Genomic DNA, 19,262 nt, shown 5'->3' with positions numbered 1-19,262 from the left:
TGAAATTTGATGGTTCACGCTCTTTTGCAAGTTTTCAAGAACCTTCAAGTATAAATTTTAGTATTGATTTTTCAAGATCGGATTTTCTCAAATCGCCCCTTTATCCTTACATTACTCCCGACTTCTAACGGTGCGTTGCTCGATTCTTTTTTCATAGCGTTCCCCCTGAAAGATTCGTTGTACAAAAATTCCCGGGATGTGGATCTGATTGGGATCAAGTGTTCCTGCAGGTACTAATTCTTCTACTTCAGCAATCGTTATTTTTGCGGCACCTGCCATACATGAATTGAAATTCCGGGCAGTCCCTTTAAAAATCAGGTTCCCCGCTTCATCCCCTTTCCAGGCTTTTACAATCGCAAAATCTGCTTTATACGCTTCTTCCATAATGTGCATCTTCCCATTGAATTCACGGGCTTCCTTTCCTTCGGCTACTTCAGTACCATAGCCTGCCGGTGTATAAAAAGCTGGGATTCCAGCCTGTGCTGCACGACATTTTTCAGCCAGTGTTCCTTGTGGCGTAAGTTCCACATCCAGCTCACCGCTTAGCATCTGACGCTCAAATTCAGCGTTCTCTCCTACATAGGAAGAAATCATTTTTTTTATCTGTTTCTTTTTCAATAAAAATCCAAGTCCGAAATCACCTACCCCGGCATTATTTGAAATACAGGTAAGGCCTGTAACCTCCTTTTTAACCAATTCATCAATGCTGTTTTCCGGTATACCGCAAAGGCCAAATCCGCCCAGCATTATTGTAACTTCATCCTTTATATCGCGTAAAGCTTCCTGTACATTCTTTACTTTTTTATTAATCATATAATATAAGTTTAATTTGGAGTATAAATATATAAAAAAACGCCCTGATTGGGCGTTTTTTTATAATTATAGTAAATTTAATTAAAAATCAAATTCATCGATATTTTCCTGATCTGTACTAACGGTATCTTTTACAGCAGCTTTCCAGCAATCTACTTTTATTTGTAAGTTGGCCGGTCTTTCAAACTGTCCTTTTGAAACTTCCAGTGTAGGGTCTTCATAACATTTTTTCATAAAGATAGCCCAAATTGGAAGCGCCATTGTTGCACCCTGTCCATAGATGATACTTTTAAAGTGTGCCGAACGATCTTCATTTCCTACCCAAACACCGGTAGCTAAATTCGGTACCATTCCAACAAACCAACCATCGGATTGATTTTGTGTAGTTCCGGATTTTCCGGCAATCGGATTACGGAACGCATAAGGATGTCCGGTAACCCTGTTGTATCCGGTACCACCATAGCCACCCGTTCTCAGTCGTGCTCCGGTTCCGGATTCTGTTACCCCTTCCAATAACTTGATTACGGCATAGGAAACGTCTTTACTCAGGACATCTCTTGATTCCGGGGTTGGTTCGAACAATACCCGTCCCTTTTTATCTTCTATACGCATAATCATTTGCGGTTTAATGTACACGCCCTGATTGGCAAATGTACTGTAAGCCGCTACCATATCACTCACAGTAATTTCTACTGCTCCCAAAGCAATTGAAGGCTGTTCCGGAATTTTGGCGCTTACCCCCAATTTATGGGTCATATCCACTACTGCTTTTGGCCCTACCCTGTCAATCAGTTTCGCAGAAACAGTATTGATCGAATTTGCCAATGCTGTTTTAAGGGTAACCATACCACGGTAAGTTCCGCTGGAGTTTCTCGGTGTCCAGCTTTCCGTAACATTATGGCGCCCTTTAGGGATGGTAAATGGTGAATCGATAATACTGTCACAAGGTGAAATCCCCAATTGCTCAATAGCCGTTGCATATAAGAATGGCTTGAAGGTAGATCCTACCTGACGGGCACCCTGATACACGTGATCGTATTTGAAATATTTATGATTAATCCCTCCAACCCAAGCTTTCACATGACCGGTTTGTGGTTCCATTGCCATAACTCCTGTTTGCAGGAAATGTTTATAATACCGGATAGAGTCCAAAGGCGTCATTAAAGTATCCTTTTCTCCTTTCCAGGTAAAAACAGTCATATTCGTTTTTACATTAAATGACTTTGTGATTTCCTCATCGCTTTTACCCTGGTCTTTCATTATCGACCACCGATCGGAATTGCGCATTGCCCGGTTAAAAATCTTATTCGTCTCTTCTATAGAAAGATTGACGAATGGTGCGGTTTTATTCTTTTTATTCTGGATGAAAAATTCTTCCTGAAGGTTTGAAAGGTGCATTGTAACGGCTTCTTCTGCGTAACGCTGCATTCGGGAATCAATAGTTGTATAAATTTTCAGACCATCCCTGTAAATATCATATTCAGAACCGTCTTCTTTTTTATGGTCTTTTGTCCATTGTTTCAGGAAATCGCGAAGGTACTCTCTAAAATAGGTAGCCAATCCCTCGTTATTACTTTCCGGGTGAAAGTTAAGTTTAATTGGTTTTTTAGCCAACTGCTCTTTTTTAGCTTCTTCCAAAAAGCCACTTTTAACCATTTGTGACAATACGACATTTCTTCTGGCCAATGACTTGTCCATAAATGTCTTTGGATTCAGGTAGTATGGATTTTTAAGCATCCCTACAAATACTGCTGATTCTTCGATAGTCAGGTCCTTAGGTTCTTTTCCGAAATAAATCTTAGACGCTGAACGTATCCCTACTGCCTGGTTTACAAAATCTACCGTATTCAGGTACATTGCTATAATTTCTTCTTTTGTATATTGCCTTTCGAGACGAATAGCAATGATCCATTCTTTTACTTTCTGAACCACACGCATCACAATATTCTTCGATCCTTCTCCATGGAAAAGATTCTTTGCCAACTGTTGTGTTATCGTACTCGCACCTCCACTCGTCCCCAAGCTAAAAACGGCCCGTAGTGTTCCGCGTGCATCGATTCCGGAGTGGTCATAGAAACGCTCATCCTCCGTCGATATCAAGGCTTTTACCAAATGATCCGGCAGGTCAGCATATTTTACCGGAGTCCTGTTTTGCCTGTAAAATTTTCCTAATGTTACTCCATCAGACGAAATAACTTCCGTAGCCACATTGGAAGCCGGGTTTTCCAATTCTTCAAATGAAGGCATAGTTCCTAAAGCTCCCCAGGAAGCCAAAAGGAAAAATAATAATATGAATCCGATTACTCCGCAGAAAAGCTTCCAGAAATTTTTTACATATCTTGAAAAATCCTCTTTAGTGTTGTTTTTTTGAGTTGCCATAACTGATTATTCTATTGATTCTATTCTAAATCCAACTTCTGTAATGCCCTTCAGTGCTTTTTCGCCCGCTACTTTACCCGTCTGCCTTACCGCTTGTTGGATGCGTACTTTATATTTTCCTTTTTTGGGGAATTGCATTTTTTCTTTATACCAGAGTTTACTCTCTTTTACATCGGAGAAACCATTTCCTAAAAGACTGCCATCAGGATTTGCCATTTGGTATTCCAGCGTATCGACATGTGTTATCCCTCCCGGCTGCTCCATAGAAACAATCAAAAAAAGATTGCTGTACGGATAGCTGTTATTGTCCCTTATGTTAACAAAGAGATTATAGGGTTTTATCGTGTCTGCCTGCTGAATGTTAAACTGGATAATACTTCCTTTTTTCCATGCATCGCCTACCGACATATATTCATCAAATACCCTTTTCTTATCGCAAGAAAAAAGCAGCATTGCGGTAAAAAGTAGTACGAAACTATTTTTTAGGCTCATTTCTATTATTGTTGTTTTTTGGTTTATTCGGAGGTCGGTTCCCGCCTTTATTCGGATTCGGTTTTGCAGCAGCATTGGGTCTTGCCCCTGGATTATTGGGTTTTGGTGCTGCATTTTGTTTCGGTGCTGCCGGATTCGCTTTAATTACTTGTGCTCCCGTAGCAGCATCTCCCGAAGCCGCTGCATTGGCTGGTTTTCGCTTTCTGCTATTGGATTTCTTTTTATTTTTTGGCGCATCAAAACGGGTCAGGCTATCCTGCCCCATAGCATTTTTGAAGTCTTTTTCCGGCTCCTGAGTCAATTCGAGCGCAAAATCTTCCAGGGAAGATACTCGCTTTTTCTCTTTATTTTCTGCCATGATCTCCCGAACCTGTTCCGTTTTCAGAACATGCCATTGGGCCATATTATTTTTATAAGCAAACCACATCAGGCCTTTGAAAATATCCAGCTTTTGGCAAAATGCATCTCCTTTTTCAGTGAACAGCTGCGTGTCCATGTCTGGAAATTCCTTTAAGGCATCCATATAGGTATCCAGTTCATAATTAAGGCAGCATTTCAATTTACCGCACTGCCCCGCAAGTTTCTGTGGGTTTAGTGACAGTTGTTGGTATCGGGCTGCAGAAGTGTTGACACTCCTAAAATCAGTCAACCATGTAGAGCAGCAAAGTTCGCGTCCACAAGATCCAATACCTCCCAAACGGGCGGCTTCCTGACGAAATCCAACTTGCTTCATTTCAATCCTGGTGCTGAATTCCCTGGCAAAATCTTTAATCAGCTGCCTGAAATCTACACGGTCATTTGCCGTATAGTAAAAGGTGGCTTTGGAGCCATCTCCCTGGAATTCTATATCAGAAATCTTCATCTCCAGTTTTAACTGGATCGCCAATTCCCGTGCCCGGACTTTCATCGGATCTTCTTTTGCCCTGGCTTCTGACCAGATATCAATATCTTTTTGTGATGCTTTTCTATAAATTTTAGCAATCTCATTACTTGTATGATTGACCCCTTTTTTCTTCATTTGAATTTTTACCAATTCTCCTGTAAGGGTTACAATTCCGATATCATGTCCTGGTGAAGCCTCGGTTGCTACGATATCACCAATACTTAACGTGAGTTTTTCTGTATTCCTGTAAAATTCTTTTCTTCCATTTTTAAAGCGTATCTCAACACAATCAAAAGGAACCTCTCCGTTGGAAAGATTCATATTGGAAAGCCAGTCAAAAACAGTCAATTTATTGCAGCTATCGGTACCACAGGTCCCTTTATTCTGGCACCCTTTTGGCGCTCCGCCACTGCTTGTTGAACAACTTGTACATGCCATATTATTTACTATATATTGGGCTGTGTCGCAACACAGCTTCGATTCTTATAAAAAACGTTTTGCGAACAAAGATAGTATTTTTAGCTTTAAATTTGTCCCAAAGTTTATGTTACCCCTACAGCACGCACTCACACTTGCTCTTACAGTCTTTTCAACCCCCTAAAAATGATAAATTTTGATTCAAAAACAACTTATATAAAAAAACCCCGGTTATTAACCGGGGTTTACTTTTTGAGTTAGAAAATATTATTCTATGATTTTATACAGTTTATCTGATAGCCGTATGCGAAATGGAATCAGGAAGGTACAATTGTCACCGACAGTCGCTGTTTGCGCAGTAGTGTCATTTACAAACATCTCTGTTACTGTCATTTCCTGTTCTCCGGTTGTCGGGCCACTGATCAGGATTTTGTCGCCAACGGCTATTATTCCCGATTCTATTTGAAACTGCCCGATACTGGCTTTAGGAAAAAAGTGTGTCCCTTTTCCTAAATAGCTTTTCTTTCGGGTAACTTTTGGGGCTTTTGCCTGAACTACAACGGTATCTGTATGATGGGAATCTGTTGACGTTTTAAACTTTAAAGCATCTGATTTTCCCTTTTTGAAAATTTTATTTCCATTTTTCACGCCTCTTCTCAGGCTTAACTGTTCTTCAAGTGGCAAATGGATAATATCAAGACATTCTGTCGAGCAACAGTTCTCCATCACGGCCTTGCAATTGTCACACTGAATAAACAGCAAATGACATCCTTCATTCGCACAGTTGGTATGGTTATCGCATGGAGTACCACACTGGTGGCATTTAGAAACGACATCATCCGTTATCCTTTCGCCCAAACGGTGGTCAAAAACGAAATTTTTACCAATGAATTTACTCTCCAGATTTTGTTCTTTTACCTGTCGGGTGTACTCGATAATCCCACCTTCCAGTTGGTATACATTCTGAAACCCTTTGTGCTTAAAATACGCACTTGCTTTTTCGCAACGGATTCCTCCGGTACAATACATCAACAGGTTTTTATCTTCTTTATGGTCTTTTAACTGCTCGTCTATAATAGGCAACGATTCGCGGAACGTATCAACATCCGGTGTGATGGCATCACGGAAATGACCGATTTCACTTTCGTAATGATTTCTCATATCCACTACAATCGTATTGGGATCTTCCAGCATTTTATTAAAATCATTGGCTCCCAAATGTATTCCACGGTTCATCACATCGAAAGTAGCATCATTCAATCCGTCAGCTACAATTTTATCCCTTACTTTTATAGTAAGCTTTAAAAAGGAATGATCATCCTGCTCCACAGCGATATTCAGGCGTATGCCTTTCATAAAACTATAGGCTTCGATGGTATCTTTAAACTCATAGAAATGATCTGCCGGCAGCGACAATTGCGCATTGATTCCTTCGTGCGCTACATAAATCCGCCCTAAAACCCCTAACGGATTCCAGGCGATGAATAGCTCATTTCTAAATTGTACTGGATTTTGAATTTGCGCATAGGCGTAGAAAGACAGGGTCAACCTTTGTTTTCCTGCTTCGTCAATCATAACGGATCTTTCTTCTGCGCTTAAGGTGTTATACAGTTGCATGCTATAAACATTTTAAGTTAAGAATATCTGCTCGTGCAGATTTTTGGAACCGCAAAATTACGTGTTTTTATGGTAACTACCAAACGGCTATACCGCCTCAAATAATTTACCGGGTAGTGGGCGAATTACACCTTTGAGCTCCATTTTTAATAATAACGAAGCTACTTTATAAATGGGCAGGTTGCATTCCAATGCAATGCGATCAATCACCTCTTTCCCTTTGGAATTAAGGTACTGATAAACTTTTTCTTCTTCTTCCTCCAAAGCCACAAAAAGTTGTTTTTGTACCGGTTTACACTTTTCAGCCGCCAAATCCCAGTTCAGCATGTACACCAAGTCTGCGGCATCCGTGAGCACATTCGCTTTTTGTGTTTTTATCAGATTATTGCATCCCTGACTGTATTTGTCAGTTACTCTTCCCGGAACAGCAAAAACATCCCTGTTGTAATCATTGGCCATTCCCGCAGTGATAAGGGATCCGCCTTTTCCCGCAGATTCAATTACAATAGTTGCTTCGGACATTCCAGCTACAATACGGTTGCGTTTCACAAAATTCTCTTTATCAGGATTGGAGGAACTCCAGAATTCCGTGACAAAACCGCCGTTTTCTTCCATTTTTGGACAATACTTACGGTGTGCAGGCGGATAGGTCTGATTCAGCCCATGGGCCAAGACGCCTATGGTCTGGAGCTGGTGCTCCATTGCTGCCTGGTGCGCTACAATATCCACTCCATAGGCAAATCCGCTAACAATCACCGGATTTAATGGCGCCAGGTCGGCAATGAGTTTTTTGCAGAATTCTGTTCCGTAGGGAGTTACCTGCCTTGTTCCTACAATACTGATTATTTTTTGCTCTGGAAAGGAAATTTTGCCAGCGGTAAATAATAAAACTGGCCCATCAATACAGTGTTTCAGGCGTTCGGGATAGTCATCGTCCTGATAGTACAGGACTTTGATATTATGCTTCCTGATATACTCCAATTCCGCATCTGCTTTCTCTAAAACGGCCGGTGCCTTTAATCGTTGGATGGCAATTTCCCCGATACCGTCTATCCTGTGCAATATCGCAGCATCCGCAGTAAAAACGGCTTCCGCTCCACCACAATGCTGGATTAATTTTTTGGCAAAAATATCCCCTATTCCCTGTACCCTCAACAAGGCGAGTACATACCTCAATTCTGTCTCCTTCATCGTAACTATTTGGCGTTCAAGTTATAATTTTTTATCCAAATTGTTAATAAGATTTGTAAACAAAATTTTGACCGCGTCACTTAATATTTAACTTTGTTTGTATGAAGACAGAACATTACATTTCACAGCTTTTATATCGTTATCAGTGCGTTACGGTTCCCGGTTTTGGTGCATTTCTAACCGAAATTCAGTCCGCCTCGCTTTCTGAGAGCACGAATGCCTTCTATCCTCCCAAAAAGACGCTTTCCTTTAATATCTACCTGAAAAATAATGACGGCTTATTGGCCAGCCATATTTCCCAGATCGAAAAAATAGCATATGAAGATGCGGTTATTCGTATTCAGAATGAAGTGGCCTCCTGGAAAAAAATCTTGGAGAAAAAAGAAACTTTGATCCTGAAGCATATTGGCGAGATTGTATTGAATTTTGAAAATAACCTTATTTTCACCGCTTCAAAAGAAACGAATTACCTGACGGATTCATTTGGTCTCGGTTCTTTTATTTCACCTTCCATCAAACGTGAAGTGTATAAGGAACAGATCCAATTACTGGAAGAAAAAGCACCTATTGCTTTTACACCGGAAAGAAGGGCTACACAGTCCTACCTTAAATATGCTGCGGTATTTGTACTTACACTATTGGCTGCTGGTTTTGGAGGATTAAAATTACGTCAGAACCAAATAAATACCCAAACCCTATTGGTAGAGCAAGCGGTTCAGGAACAAGTACAGGATAAAATCCAGGAAGCTACCTTTTTTATCGAAACACCAATGCCTGCAGTAAAACTTACCCTTAAAGAGGATAAATTACCGTATCACATTGTTGCCGGTGCTTTTAGAGATGAATCTAACGCTCAAAAGAAATATGAGCAATTGAGCCGTAAAGGATATAAATCCCGTAAGCTTGAAAAAAATAAATTCGGTTTGTATCCTGTTTTATATGGAAGTTATTCCACCTATGAGGAAGCACAAAAAAACCTAAATCAAATCCATAGCCATGTCAACGACGAAGCCTGGCTCTTGATCAAAGAATTATAAAAATGTAAAACCTGAAATAATTCAGGTTTTTTTATGCGGTTCAACGACGTTTGTATTGCTTCACATGTGGGTGGCTATTCGAACTTACTGCTAAATTCTTTTTAAATTGAATTGGAAATTAAGAGATGTCTATATTTCTGCATCCGTCTTTTCACTATTCTTATAAATCGCCATTTTTGCCGAAATTTTGCATTTAAATCCTATTATTTAAGGCTGCATTGTATCTTTGCCAAAAAAAATATGAAACCGAAATATCCGATCGATTCATTAACGATACATACTGACCTGGTATTACCCAGTGAAACCAATCCTTTGAATAATTTATTTGGAGGCGAATTACTTGCCCGTATGGATCGTGCTGCCAGTATTGCTGCCCGAAGACATTCCCGTAGAATTGTAGTAACGGCTTCGGTAAACCATGTAGCGTTCAACCGGTCGATTCCTTTGGGAAGTGTTGTCACTATTGAAGCTAAAGTTTCCAGAAGCTTCCGTAGCTCTATGGAAGTCTATATCGATGTTTGGATAGAAGACCGCGAATCTGGTGGGCGTGCCAAGGCAAATGAAGCCATTTATACTTTCGTTGCCGTTGATGAAACCGGAAGGCCTACTGAAGTCCCTCCTATTGAACCACAGAGTGATATTGAAAAAATCCGTTTTGATGCCGCATTACGACGAAAACAACTCAGCCTGGTATTAGCCGGAAAAATGAATCCCCACGATGCTACTGAATTAAAAGCATTGTTTTTATAGTAAAAAAGAAGCTGTCTCAAGACTGAGTCAGCTTCTTTTTTTTTAGTTTGTATTTTTATATGCAATTTTGTAAATTTAATCAGTGATAAACAGCTGATTATATATGAGATTCAAACATTATAACCAACAACAAACGATGCTTCTACCTTATTCGTTTGATGATTTAATTCCACATACACATGCGGTTCGAATAGTTGACCAAGTTGTGGAATCCCTTAATATCCAGCCTCTTTTAAAAGCGTACAGTAAAGAAGGTAATCCTGGATATCATCCAAAGATGTTACTCAAAGTGATGTTGTATGCTTATATGACTAATATCTATTCTTCGAGAAAGATAGAACTTGCACTTCGTGAGAATATCAATTTTATGTGGCTTACTTCTATGACTATTGTTGATCATAATACAATTAATAGATTTAGAAGTGATAAACTAAAAGAGAGTTTTAAAGAAATCTTCAAGCAGGTAGTTTTGATGTTGGCCTCAGAAGGACTGGTGAATCTAAAACAAATTTATACCGACGGAACAAAAATAGAAGCTCAGGCCGGCAGGTACACTTTTGTGTGGGGTAAGAGCATAAAAACCAATAAAGCAAAAATGCTCACCCAGTTGGAAGAATTATGGAACTATGCCCAAAGTATCGACAATGAAGATGACCCCAACCCGGAACCAACAGAGTTCAAAGAAATCAGCAAAGAGGTAATTGAGAAAACTGTAGCTAAAATAGATGCCAAACTCTCTGGTAATGAAAAGACCAGTTCTAAAGCAAAAGCTAAATTACGCTACATAAAAAATAATTTTACTTCCAATCTTGAAAAGTATGAAAAGCAAGAAGCTATTCTGGGAGAAAGAAACAGTTACAGCAAAACTGACACCCAGGCTACTTTTATGCGCATGAAAGAAGACCATATGTTAAACGGACAGCTCAAACCAGCTTATAATACTCAAATATCTACACAAAATCAGATCATTGTTCATTATACCATCCACCAAAATCCGACCGATACTAAAACACTCCAGCCTCATTTAGAAAATTTGGAACAAACCTTTGGTAAAAAAGTATTTAAAAAGATAAAAGAAATAACTACTGACGCAGGTTATGGAAGTGAAGAAAACTACGATTATCTGAAACAGAAGAAACTCAAAGCTTTTGTGAAGTATAATACTTTTGAAAAAGAACAAGATCAAAACTACCAAAAGAAACACAAGGCTTTTAGCAAGGAAAATCTCTATTACAATCCAGAAGAAGACTATTATGTATGTCCAATGGGACAAAAAATGCATAAAACATATCAAAACCAGAAAACAACAACTACAGGATACACCCAAACCTTATCGCATTATCAGGCCAAAAACTGTGAAGGCTGTTCACTTCGAGGTCAATGTTTTAAAGCTCAGGGAAACAGAAGCATCGAGCGAAACCACAACCTTGAAAGACATAAACAACAAGCAAGGGAATTACTACTAAGTGAAATAGGAATACAAAGAAGAAAGCAACGCTCTGCCGATGTAGAGCCGGGAGTAGTCGTTAGATTGTGTAAACGTAGAAATTGATTTTAATTTGATTTGAGATTTTAAGGCTTAGCCAAAAAACAACAGATCATTAAGTATAGAATTTAAAAGAACTACATTTAAATAATTTAAAAAGAGCGGATTATGATCGAAGATGGTAAATTACCCAAAGATTTTGCAAAGCAATTTAAAAACAAAGAAGACTTCCATACTTTTTTTCAAGACCTGTATAAACAAGGCATTGAACAGCTACTCCAGGGAGAATTGGATGCTCATCTGGGATATGAGAAGCATAATATTGACGGATACAATACAGGCAATAGCCGTAATGGTTCTTTCTCAAAGAATATAAAATCAGAGACTTTGGGCAATATGGTCCTGGCTATTCCCCGGGATAGAAATGGTGAATTCGAGCCTCAGGTCATCGGAAAAGGCCAATCGATGAGTGAAAAGATTGAAGATGCTATTTTAGGAATGTACAGTCGTGGAATGACCCGTAGTGATATTGTAGAACAAGTTAAAGAAGTTTATGGGATATCAGTAAGTGAGTCCACGATTTCGACCATCTCTGATAGAATACTGGCTGATGTTGATTTATGGACTAAAAGGGCTTTAGAACCACAGTATCTGATTGTTTGGATGGATGCTGTGCATATGAAAGTAAGAACAGATGGGAAATATGAAAACCATGCAATTTACATTGTAATCGGACTAAAAACAGATGGTAAGAAAGAAGTATTAGGAATGTGGCTAAATAAAGAAGAGTCGGCTTCATTTTGGATGACTGTACTCTCTGACATAAAATCTCGTGGAGTAAAGGATATTCTCATTGCCTGTACAGATAACCTTACCGGATTTACAAAAGCTATCAGAGGTGTTTTTCCAAATACAGAATCCCAGCTTTGCATTGTTCATCAAATAAGGAATAGCCTTAAGTTTGTAGTAGTTAAGGATAGAAAAGCATTTTGCAGTGCAATGAAAGAAGTATATACTGCAATAAATCAGGAAGAAGCCGTTTTAGCTCTGGCTGAATTTAAAAAAAACTGGGAAGCAAAATATAAATATGCCGTTTGCTCCTGGGAAAAGAATTGGGAAAATCTCATGCCTTTTTTGGCCTATCCTGCTGAAATCAGGAAAATAATGTACACCACAAATACAATAGAAAACTTAAACAGGGGAATTAGAAAATATACCAAAACAAAAGTGCAGTTCCCAGATGAAAAAAGCGTCAAGAAATCAGTCTATTTAGCAATACAAAATTGTGAAAAAAGCTGGATAAATGCAATACCAAGCTGGGGATTAATCATGAATCAGTTCTTGGTCATATTTGGAGAAAGGTGTAATATTAAACACTAAGAACTGTTTACACAAAATTTCGACCAGTCTCGTAGAGCCTGTATTCGCTCAACTCAAGCATAATAACGGTTTTAGACGGTTTTCTTTAAAAGGACTTCAAAAAGTAGAATTAGAATTCGGATTAATGGCTTTAGGTCACAACTTAAGAAAGAAAATTGCAGCATAAAGGCAATTTTTTACTCCCGTTAAAATCTAGATAGTTAAAATCCAAAATTGTATCAAATAAAAAAACCGTCTCAAAATTTGTTTTGAGACGGCTTCTTTTTATTGAGCTGAAAATTAATTTACATATTCATCAGCCAGCTTTGTGGATTTAGCATCGTAGTATTTTGAAGTACGAGGAACTTAATTACAGAGCGTCCTGATGGATTGGTGTATATCTTTCCTAAAGTCTGAAGCTTGTTTACCTTATCTCCTTTACTTACTGATACAGAAGACAAGTTCATATAGATCGTAACATAGTCACCATGTTGCACCCAGACTGCTTTATTAATTCCGGACAATACTTGTACATTGATTACTTCACCTCCAAAAACGGCTCTTGCGTTCGAACCGGCTTCAGTAGAAATCTCAATCCCACTATTGTGAACGGTAAGGTTTTTTTGCAATGGATGTGGCTGGTCACCATATAAGGTAGTTAACAACCCTTTTTCAACAGGCCATGGCAGTCTTCCCCTGTTTCCTCTGAAATTGTCTGCTAATGCCTTCCCTTCAGGAGTTAATTCAAATTTGGTAGAAGAAACCTCTTTTACCGGTTCTTTTTTGGCTCCGGCTTTGTTTCCAGAAGCGGCAGCTTTGCGTTTAGCAGCTTCAGCAGCAGCTTTTCTGTTTGCTTCAGCAATAGCTTCCCGGATCAGCTTTTGGATCTGCTTGTCGATATTTGCAGACTCCTGTTGTTTTTTCTTAATGTCAGCATTGATTTTTTTCTGATCTTTCTTGATCGAAGCCATCAGTACTTCCTGGTCTTTCTTATCTTTCTCCAGATTAATTTTTTCCTTTTCGGTTTCTTTTACAATCTTATTTTTTTCAATTTTTTGCAGCGTCAGTTCTTTATTTTTGACTTCCAGTTTTTCAGTTTTGACTTTTATCTCATCGCCCTGGGTCTTTCTATAATTAGCATATTGCTTCATATACTGTGCCCTTTTATAAGCTTGCAGGAAGTTTTCCGAAGATAACAGGAACATTGCACGGCTTTGTTCTGAACGGCTTTTATAGGACTTTACAATCATCTTTGCATAATCCTGCTTGAGGATTTCCAATTCACCCGTCAATTTATTTACCGCCAGCTGATTTATATAAATACCATCATTAAGCAGTTTTTCCTGTTGTTGGGTCGTATTGATTAACTTTTCAGTTAATTTTATTTTAGTGTTCTGCTCTACAATTTTTGTCAAAACAGATTTTTCTTTTGACTTTTCATTATTCAGCAAATTTCTGAAGTTCTGGATTTCTTTCTGAATCTGTTCCTTGCGCTCCTCCAGCTTTTGTTGCTTGTCGGATTGGCTCCATGACACTGAGGCCATGCAGAAAAAAATTAAACTTACGAGGTATCTGGACATAGTATGTAGTTTATACAAATCTAATCAATAAAAATTCTTTCATATCCTTCGGGTACAGCATATGGAAATGAGAGCTGCTCATTAAAAGTAATCGTATTATAATCGATGCTGATATTGGTCTTCTTTTCTTTCTGCATGGCATCGATTACGACCTTCAGTGGCAATATCACTTCAGGATATTCTTTATAGGCCGGATAATTGACCTGCAGGTCGCGTTGCTGCTCCGGTTGTGCAATCTCCTGCTTCTTTATAAGGTAATTTGCGCCTTCAAAATAAAATGATTTTTTGACGGAGCCTGTTGTACTTTCCAGCTTATAGAGTTCGTTTTCTATCGTAGATCTGTACTTTGATTTTGTCAGGTCATCCATAGCTTTTCCAATCAGCATATTCTGTACTTTAGTATAATCCAGATCGGTGCCCAGCCATTGGCTTAACGTCCTGTAATCGCCTTCGAAATATTTACTGCCTACCTTTTCATAGTATTTCACTTCCTTTGGTGTAATGATGGCTTTCGCAACTGTAAATCCAAGGAATCGGATGCTAACCAGAATCATTTCATCTTTCTTAATTTTGATTTCCGCACTTACATTCTGGGTCTGTTTGGGATCCTGATACCGCACATTCGCTTTAATGTATAAAGTCGAAAAATCGAATTTACGGTCATAATGGCCTGCAATGATTTTACTGGACGCTGCATCACTTACAGCGCCGGATTCAGCAACTACTGACTTTGTCGTTTTACAAGAGGTCATCAGGGCTATAATTGCAATGATACAGCAGTATTTCTTCATTTATCGTTCTTTTAATAGTTTGTCTGCTTTCTGAAAAAACAGTTCTTTTTTAGCCGTGTTTCCCAGTCCGGAATAAGCTTCCCCCAACTGGATATTAAAATTGATTTCCAACTGTTTCTGATCTACCACATAATCTATTCCAGATTCGAGCAAATCTTTCGCTTTGCTGAATTTTTTTAATTGATTATTAGCCAAACCTGCATAATAATACAATTCCGGTTGTAAAGGATACAGGTCAATTAATCCTTCGGCGGTCTTACCCAGCTTTTCAAAATTATTGCTGTCGGCATAGGCCTGTAGCAAAAGCCGCGTTGCTTCCATATCTCCGGAATCTTCCTGAAGATCCTTTTCAAGATATTTTATTGCTTTTGAAAAATCCTTTTTGTTGAGATAGAACTTCCCAATTTCTTTGGAAACCTGTACTTCTTTATCATTTTCGAAATAGCCAATTGCTTTTTCGAGATCGGCATCATATTGTGGATTCTTAGTCACAAAAATCAAAAACTCATTCAGTATCCGGTGTTTGATCTTGTTATCTACTTTGTTACTGCCAAAAACCTGATTCATTGATTTTATGGCCTTTTGGGGCTCATTATTATTCAGGTGAAATTTAAACAGGCTCACTTGCGCCCAATCGGACTCCGGCAGGTTTTTTTCCAAAAGCTGGGCAATTTCATAGGCCTTTTCTTCCTGATTACTATCGGAATACAAGTAAATCAGGGCGATATAATTCGACTCTTCTTTTGGATTTTTCTGTAGCATTTCCAAAAGGGAATTTTTCTCGGATCCTTTGAATTTGGCATCACTCAGGATCTGTAGCTTGTACATTTCCCTTGTTTTGGATTTTTCTGCGGTTTTTTCCAGTTCATTGATCAGTTCAAGCGCTTTATCAAATTGCTGAGTGTACATGTATAACGAAACGAGATCATCTTTGAATTTCGCATCAAATTCTATCAATTTCCGCACCACAATAATAGACTGCTCATATTCTTTGGTCTGGTAAAACACATCATAAAGCCCCATCCAATACCATTTGTTTTTGGGATCCAGCTGGGTTGCTTTATCAAAATTGACCCGCGCCTTTTCATAACTCTTCTGGCTCAGGTAGTTTCTCCCCAATTCGTTATATACCGCTGGATTGTTGGGTTGTAATGCCAGGCACTTTTCGAGTTCTAATATCGCCTTATCATAATTTTCAATCCCCTTTTGCTTAAGGGCTTCATAAAAGGCATTTTGAAATTTATCTTCCGGAGAAATTACGGTTTCCGGACCGGATTGCGCATAAAGCTCCACCTGACCTGATAGTAATCCCAGAAACAGTAATCCCGAAAAGATAAATTTCATTTTCATTGTAAAATATTTCTACTAAGTTATTCCAAAACCGAGTAATCTCCAATACTGATCGTCTTAAAGTTTCCATCAAAAGAAGCATAACTTCCAATCATAGCATTGTCCAGATCTGCATTTTTTATTTTAGAATTATTCTGAACCAGACTGTTCTTAATCGTGGTGTTTTCTACGATACACCCATCTCCTAAGGAAACATTCGGGCCTACTGTTGCATTTTTCAAAACCACATTCTCCCCGATATAACACGGTTGGATTATCGTAGCGTTTTCAGTAATTACCGATTCTGAAACCAAATTCTGACCGTCGGCATATAAAAAACCTAACATTCTGGAATTCGTTTCTACTGTTACATTTTTATTCCCACAATCCATCCATTCCTCCACTTTTCCCGGAACAAACTTCAAGCCTTTGATTTTCATGTTTTCCAGACCGTCGGTAAGTTGGTACTCTCCTCCTTTTACAACATTATTATCCAATAAATATTGTAATTCACTACGTAATGTTTCCCCGCTTTTGAAATAGTAAATTCCAATTATCGCCAGGTCAGAGATAAATTCGGTTGGTTTTTCAACGAAATCTATAATCTGGTTTTGGTCGTTTAACTGAACTACTCCAAAGGCACTTGGATCTTCTACCTGTTTCACCCATATTACGCTATCAGCGGTAGTATCTAAGGTAAAATCAGCGCGAAATAATGTATCGGCATATGCAACAACAATAGGCCCTGTCATCGACTCTTTGGCAGCCATAATAGCATGCGCAGTTCCTAAAGGCTGCTCCTGGTAATAGATGGTTCCTTTGGCTCCTAATTTTTCTGCTATTTCAATTAATTCTTTTTCTACCTGATTCCCAAAATCCTTATGGATTATGAACGCAATCTCTTTAATCTCCTGATTGATTACTCCGGCAATATCTTCAACAAGACGGTGTACAATTGGTTTTCCTGCAATTGGGATTAATGGTTTTGGAACAGTTAATGTATGTGGACGAAGGCGTGATCCACGCCCTGCCATTGGAACTATAATTTTCATGGTCTCGTTTTAAGGACAATATTTATTTTCTAATTTCTATTTTACTCCGGTACTGCCAAAGCCACCTTCACCCCGGGATGTTTCTGACAATGCAGTAACCAGAGACCATTCGGCTCTTTCATGGCGTGCGATAACCAATTGTGCTATCCTTTCACCATTTTCAACAACGAAATCTTCTGATGATAGATTCACTAATATGACCCCTATTTCGCCACGGTAATCTGCATCAATTGTTCCGGGTGCGTTCAATACGGTCACCCCGTTTTTGGCTGCCAAACCACTTCTCGGGCGTACCTGTGCTTCATAACCTATAGGAAGCTCAATGAATAATCCGGTTTTTATAATGGCTCTGCCCAGGGGTTTTAAAGTAACTGGCGTTTCAAGGACTGCTCTTAAATCCATTCCTGCAGAAGCTATAGTTTCATAACCAGGCAATGCATGCCCTGATGTAGTGATGATGTTTATTGTCATTTTTATTGTTTTAGATATACGCGGTAGATACATTCCCAACCCTTCGTTGCTATTATGCTTGTTTTTTTAAAATACGATGTAACATTTCTTTTTCATTATAATAGATGAAATAGATGAATGCTGCTAATAATGGAATCCCAATCCAGTAATTCTCCCTGAAAAAATAAAACGAGAGTATGGAAAAGCCTATCGACAATCCCAGATAGCCGCCTATTTTTTTCATGTCATAGGGAATTGGATAATATTTATTACCCATTATATAAGAAATCACCATCATACTGCCATACGCAGCGATAGTCGCAATAGCGGAACCGTAGTAACTGTATTTCGGAATCAGGAAAAAATTGAGTACCAGTGTAAGGGCGGCACCAACTACAGAAATATAAGCCCCAATTTTCGTTTTATCGGTTAGTTTATACCATACCGACAGGTTGTTGTAAATGCCCAGGAAAAAATTAGCCACAATAATCAAAGGCACTACTTTCATGGCTTCCCAATATTCCTTATTCGGAAGCAGGATCAGTTTTAATACATCTGCAAATACAATTACCCCCAAAAGTATGATCGATCCGAAGATTACAAAATACTTGGTGATATTGGCATAGGTTTGTTTGGCATTCTTATTTTTGGCATGGCTAAAGAAAAAAGGCTCAATCCCTAAACGGAACGCAGTAGCATAGAGCACCATGAACAATCCAAGCTTATAGCAGGCGGAATACGCCCCAACTTCTGATTTGGCAATGTTTTCAGGCAATAGGTTACCAAGGATAATTTTATCCAAATGCTCGTTCACTGCAAATGCAATTCCGGCAATCAGGATGGGTAAGCCATATTGCATCATTTTCTTCCAAAGCACCGCATCAAAATGCCATTTTACTTTCATATAATTCGGAGAAAGCACCACGAAGGTAGCCACACTTGCAACTAAGTTAGAAATGAAGACATAGCCAATCTGGAAATTCTCCACATATAAGCTACTGATGAAAGTATTTGGATTCGATAGGGCGATCTTGGGCAGGTAGACTAAAAAGAAAATATTCAATAGCACCGTCACCATAACATTACCAATTTTTATTACCGCATATACAATAGGCCGCTGTTCTGCACGCAATCTCGAAAAGGGGATAATAACGAGGGCATCAAAAACAAGGGTCCAGATGGCGTAGGTAAAATATTCCGCTTCGACATTCATTTCCTTCGCAAAAGTATTCCGGAACAGTAGTGCGATAATCAGGAAACCTATAGAAGTCCAGAAAATAGAAATGGTAGACGTTTCAATTACTTTTTTCTTATCATCCTCGGAATTGTAAAACCGGAAAAAAGCGGTCTCCATACCATAGGATAAGATTACATTAAAGAAAACCATAAAGGATAGCAGAATGGTAACTTCACCATAATCCGCTGTAACCATCTTGTCTGTATGCAACCTTACCAACAAAAAGCTTAACATTCTGGGCAATACAGTCGCAAGGCCGTAGATGGCTGTTTGTTTAAAAAGATTCTTATATAGACCCAAAATAGCTGAAATTAATTTTTAAGTATCAAAAATAACCAATATTCCGTAGGTAATGATGTTTTGGTAAAATCTTAATCAAATTTTCACGTTTTTTATAAA

17 protein-coding genes are annotated in these 19,262 nt (G+C 38.7%); 5 read left to right on the top strand and 12 right to left on the bottom strand.

All coding sequences use genetic code 11. The features are described from left to right. Positions 1–111: 111 nt before the first annotated feature. The 6 genes from FK004_RS04825 to dprA all read right to left on the bottom strand — a co-directional run bounded on the left by FK004_RS04825 (position 112) and on the right by dprA (position 7,792). Positions 112–813 carry a CoA transferase subunit A gene (locus FK004_RS04825; protein WP_108736246.1) on the bottom strand — a complete coding sequence of 234 codons (702 nt, stop codon included), beginning with the start codon at positions 811–813 and terminating at the stop codon, positions 112–114. A gap of 81 nt (positions 814–894) precedes the next feature. Then, on the bottom strand, positions 895–3,192 hold the full coding sequence (locus FK004_RS04820) for a penicillin-binding protein 1A (RefSeq protein WP_108736245.1): 2,298 nt from the start codon (positions 3,190–3,192) through the stop codon (positions 895–897). Between the two features lie 6 nt (positions 3,193–3,198). Next, the gene (locus FK004_RS04815) at positions 3,199–3,684 is read right to left on the bottom strand and encodes a gliding motility lipoprotein GldH (RefSeq protein ID WP_108736244.1); all 486 of its coding nucleotides are present in this window, start codon (positions 3,682–3,684) and stop codon (positions 3,199–3,201) included. Further along, complete coding sequence (locus tag FK004_RS04810) at positions 3,668–5,005, bottom strand: PSP1 domain-containing protein (protein WP_108736243.1); 1,338 nt, start codon at positions 5,003–5,005, stop codon at positions 3,668–3,670. Before FK004_RS04810 ends, FK004_RS04815 begins: the two co-directional genes overlap by 17 nt. A 246-nt stretch (positions 5,006–5,251) precedes the next feature. After that, entirely contained in the window at positions 5,252–6,601 is a 1,350-nt protein-coding gene (trhO, locus tag FK004_RS04805; protein ID WP_108736242.1) for an oxygen-dependent tRNA uridine(34) hydroxylase TrhO, read from the bottom strand. Between the two features lie 87 nt (positions 6,602–6,688). Further along, positions 6,689–7,792, bottom strand: coding sequence for a DNA-processing protein DprA (gene dprA, locus FK004_RS04800; protein WP_108736241.1), 1,104 nt, complete (start codon positions 7,790–7,792; stop codon positions 6,689–6,691). Positions 7,793–7,893: 101 nt separating this feature from the next. Between dprA and FK004_RS04795 the strand changes: the two genes are divergently transcribed. From FK004_RS04795 to FK004_RS19670, 5 genes are all read left to right on the top strand, one after another. After that, positions 7,894–8,829 carry an HU domain-containing protein gene (locus tag FK004_RS04795; RefSeq protein WP_108736240.1) on the top strand — a complete coding sequence of 312 codons (936 nt, stop codon included), beginning with the start codon at positions 7,894–7,896 and terminating at the stop codon, positions 8,827–8,829. Between the two features lie 240 nt (positions 8,830–9,069). After that, complete coding sequence (locus FK004_RS04790) at positions 9,070–9,579, top strand: acyl-CoA thioesterase (RefSeq protein WP_108736239.1); 510 nt, start codon at positions 9,070–9,072, stop codon at positions 9,577–9,579. A 103-nt stretch (positions 9,580–9,682) separates the two neighbouring features. Next, on the top strand, positions 9,683–11,131 hold the full coding sequence (locus FK004_RS04785) for an IS1182 family transposase (protein WP_108736238.1): 1,449 nt from the start codon (positions 9,683–9,685) through the stop codon (positions 11,129–11,131). 102 nt (positions 11,132–11,233) lie between these two features. Continuing rightward, positions 11,234–12,445: an IS256 family transposase gene (locus FK004_RS04780; RefSeq protein WP_108735429.1), complete on the top strand. Its 1,212-nt coding sequence runs from the start codon at positions 11,234–11,236 to the stop codon at positions 12,443–12,445. Next, a complete protein-coding gene (locus tag FK004_RS19670; RefSeq protein ID WP_157956032.1) occupies positions 12,417–12,611 on the top strand; it encodes a transposase in 195 nt (64 codons plus the stop codon). Before FK004_RS04780 ends, FK004_RS19670 begins: the two co-directional genes overlap by 29 nt. Positions 12,612–12,729: 118 nt before the next feature. Here the strand turns inward: FK004_RS19670 and FK004_RS04770 are convergent, their stop codons facing one another. The 6 genes from FK004_RS04770 to FK004_RS04745 are packed head-to-tail and all read right to left on the bottom strand — an operon-like array spanning position 12,730 to position 19,163. Then, entirely contained in the window at positions 12,730–13,968 is a 1,239-nt protein-coding gene (locus FK004_RS04770) for a murein hydrolase activator EnvC family protein (RefSeq protein ID WP_227871670.1), read from the bottom strand. Positions 13,969–14,024: 56 nt separating this feature from the next. After that, a complete protein-coding gene (lolB1, locus tag FK004_RS04765; RefSeq protein WP_108736235.1) occupies positions 14,025–14,795 on the bottom strand; it encodes a lipoprotein insertase outer membrane protein LolB1 in 771 nt (256 codons plus the stop codon). Beyond that, positions 14,796–16,145 (bottom strand): tetratricopeptide repeat protein, encoded by a 1,350-nt coding sequence (locus FK004_RS04760; RefSeq protein ID WP_108736234.1) that lies wholly within the window; start codon positions 16,143–16,145, stop codon positions 14,796–14,798. 20 nt (positions 16,146–16,165) lie between these two features. Further along, entirely contained in the window at positions 16,166–17,176 is a 1,011-nt protein-coding gene (locus FK004_RS04755) for a sugar phosphate nucleotidyltransferase (protein ID WP_108736233.1), read from the bottom strand. 36 nt (positions 17,177–17,212) lie between these two features. Then, complete coding sequence (gene dut / locus FK004_RS04750; protein ID WP_108736232.1) at positions 17,213–17,647, bottom strand: dUTP diphosphatase; 435 nt, start codon at positions 17,645–17,647, stop codon at positions 17,213–17,215. Positions 17,648–17,699: 52 nt separating this feature from the next. After that, positions 17,700–19,163 carry a lipopolysaccharide biosynthesis protein gene (locus FK004_RS04745; protein ID WP_108736231.1) on the bottom strand — a complete coding sequence of 488 codons (1,464 nt, stop codon included), beginning with the start codon at positions 19,161–19,163 and terminating at the stop codon, positions 17,700–17,702. Between the last annotated feature and the right edge of the window lie 99 nt (positions 19,164–19,262).

It is taken from the genome of Flavobacterium kingsejongi (assembly GCF_003076475.1).
Lineage (GTDB): Bacteria > Bacteroidota > Bacteroidia > Flavobacteriales > Flavobacteriaceae > Flavobacterium > Flavobacterium kingsejongi.
The sequence above is the reverse complement of the archived record's forward strand: the minus strand, read 5'-3'. Positions and strand labels throughout refer to the sequence as shown.

What these genes read in the sequence shown, in the direction of transcription:
- FK004_RS04825 (WP_108736246.1), bottom strand. Translation starts at nt 813, where the DNA reads ATGATTAATAAAAAAGTAAAGAATGTACAGGAAGCTTTACGCGATATA.
- FK004_RS04820 (WP_108736245.1), bottom strand. Translation starts at nt 3,192, where the DNA reads ATGGCAACTCAAAAAAACAACACTAAAGAGGATTTTTCAAGATATGTA.
- FK004_RS04815 (WP_108736244.1), bottom strand. Translation starts at nt 3,684, where the DNA reads ATGAGCCTAAAAAATAGTTTCGTACTACTTTTTACCGCAATGCTGCTT.
- FK004_RS04810 (WP_108736243.1), bottom strand. Translation starts at nt 5,005, where the DNA reads ATGGCATGTACAAGTTGTTCAACAAGCAGTGGCGGAGCGCCAAAAGGG.
- trhO (WP_108736242.1), bottom strand. Translation starts at nt 6,601, where the DNA reads ATGCAACTGTATAACACCTTAAGCGCAGAAGAAAGATCCGTTATGATT.
- dprA (WP_108736241.1), bottom strand. Translation starts at nt 7,792, where the DNA reads ATGAAGGAGACAGAATTGAGGTATGTACTCGCCTTGTTGAGGGTACAG.
- FK004_RS04795 (WP_108736240.1), top strand. Translation starts at nt 7,894, where the DNA reads ATGAAGACAGAACATTACATTTCACAGCTTTTATATCGTTATCAGTGC.
- FK004_RS04790 (WP_108736239.1), top strand. Translation starts at nt 9,070, where the DNA reads ATGAAACCGAAATATCCGATCGATTCATTAACGATACATACTGACCTG.
- FK004_RS04785 (WP_108736238.1), top strand. Translation starts at nt 9,683, where the DNA reads ATGAGATTCAAACATTATAACCAACAACAAACGATGCTTCTACCTTAT.
- FK004_RS04780 (WP_108735429.1), top strand. Translation starts at nt 11,234, where the DNA reads ATGATCGAAGATGGTAAATTACCCAAAGATTTTGCAAAGCAATTTAAA.
- FK004_RS04770 (WP_227871670.1), bottom strand. Translation starts at nt 13,968, where the DNA reads ATGGCCTCAGTGTCATGGAGCCAATCCGACAAGCAACAAAAGCTGGAG.
- lolB1 (WP_108736235.1), bottom strand. Translation starts at nt 14,795, where the DNA reads ATGAAGAAATACTGCTGTATCATTGCAATTATAGCCCTGATGACCTCT.
- FK004_RS04760 (WP_108736234.1), bottom strand. Translation starts at nt 16,145, where the DNA reads ATGAAAATGAAATTTATCTTTTCGGGATTACTGTTTCTGGGATTACTA.
- FK004_RS04755 (WP_108736233.1), bottom strand. Translation starts at nt 17,176, where the DNA reads ATGAAAATTATAGTTCCAATGGCAGGGCGTGGATCACGCCTTCGTCCA.
- dut (WP_108736232.1), bottom strand. Translation starts at nt 17,647, where the DNA reads ATGACAATAAACATCATCACTACATCAGGGCATGCATTGCCTGGTTAT.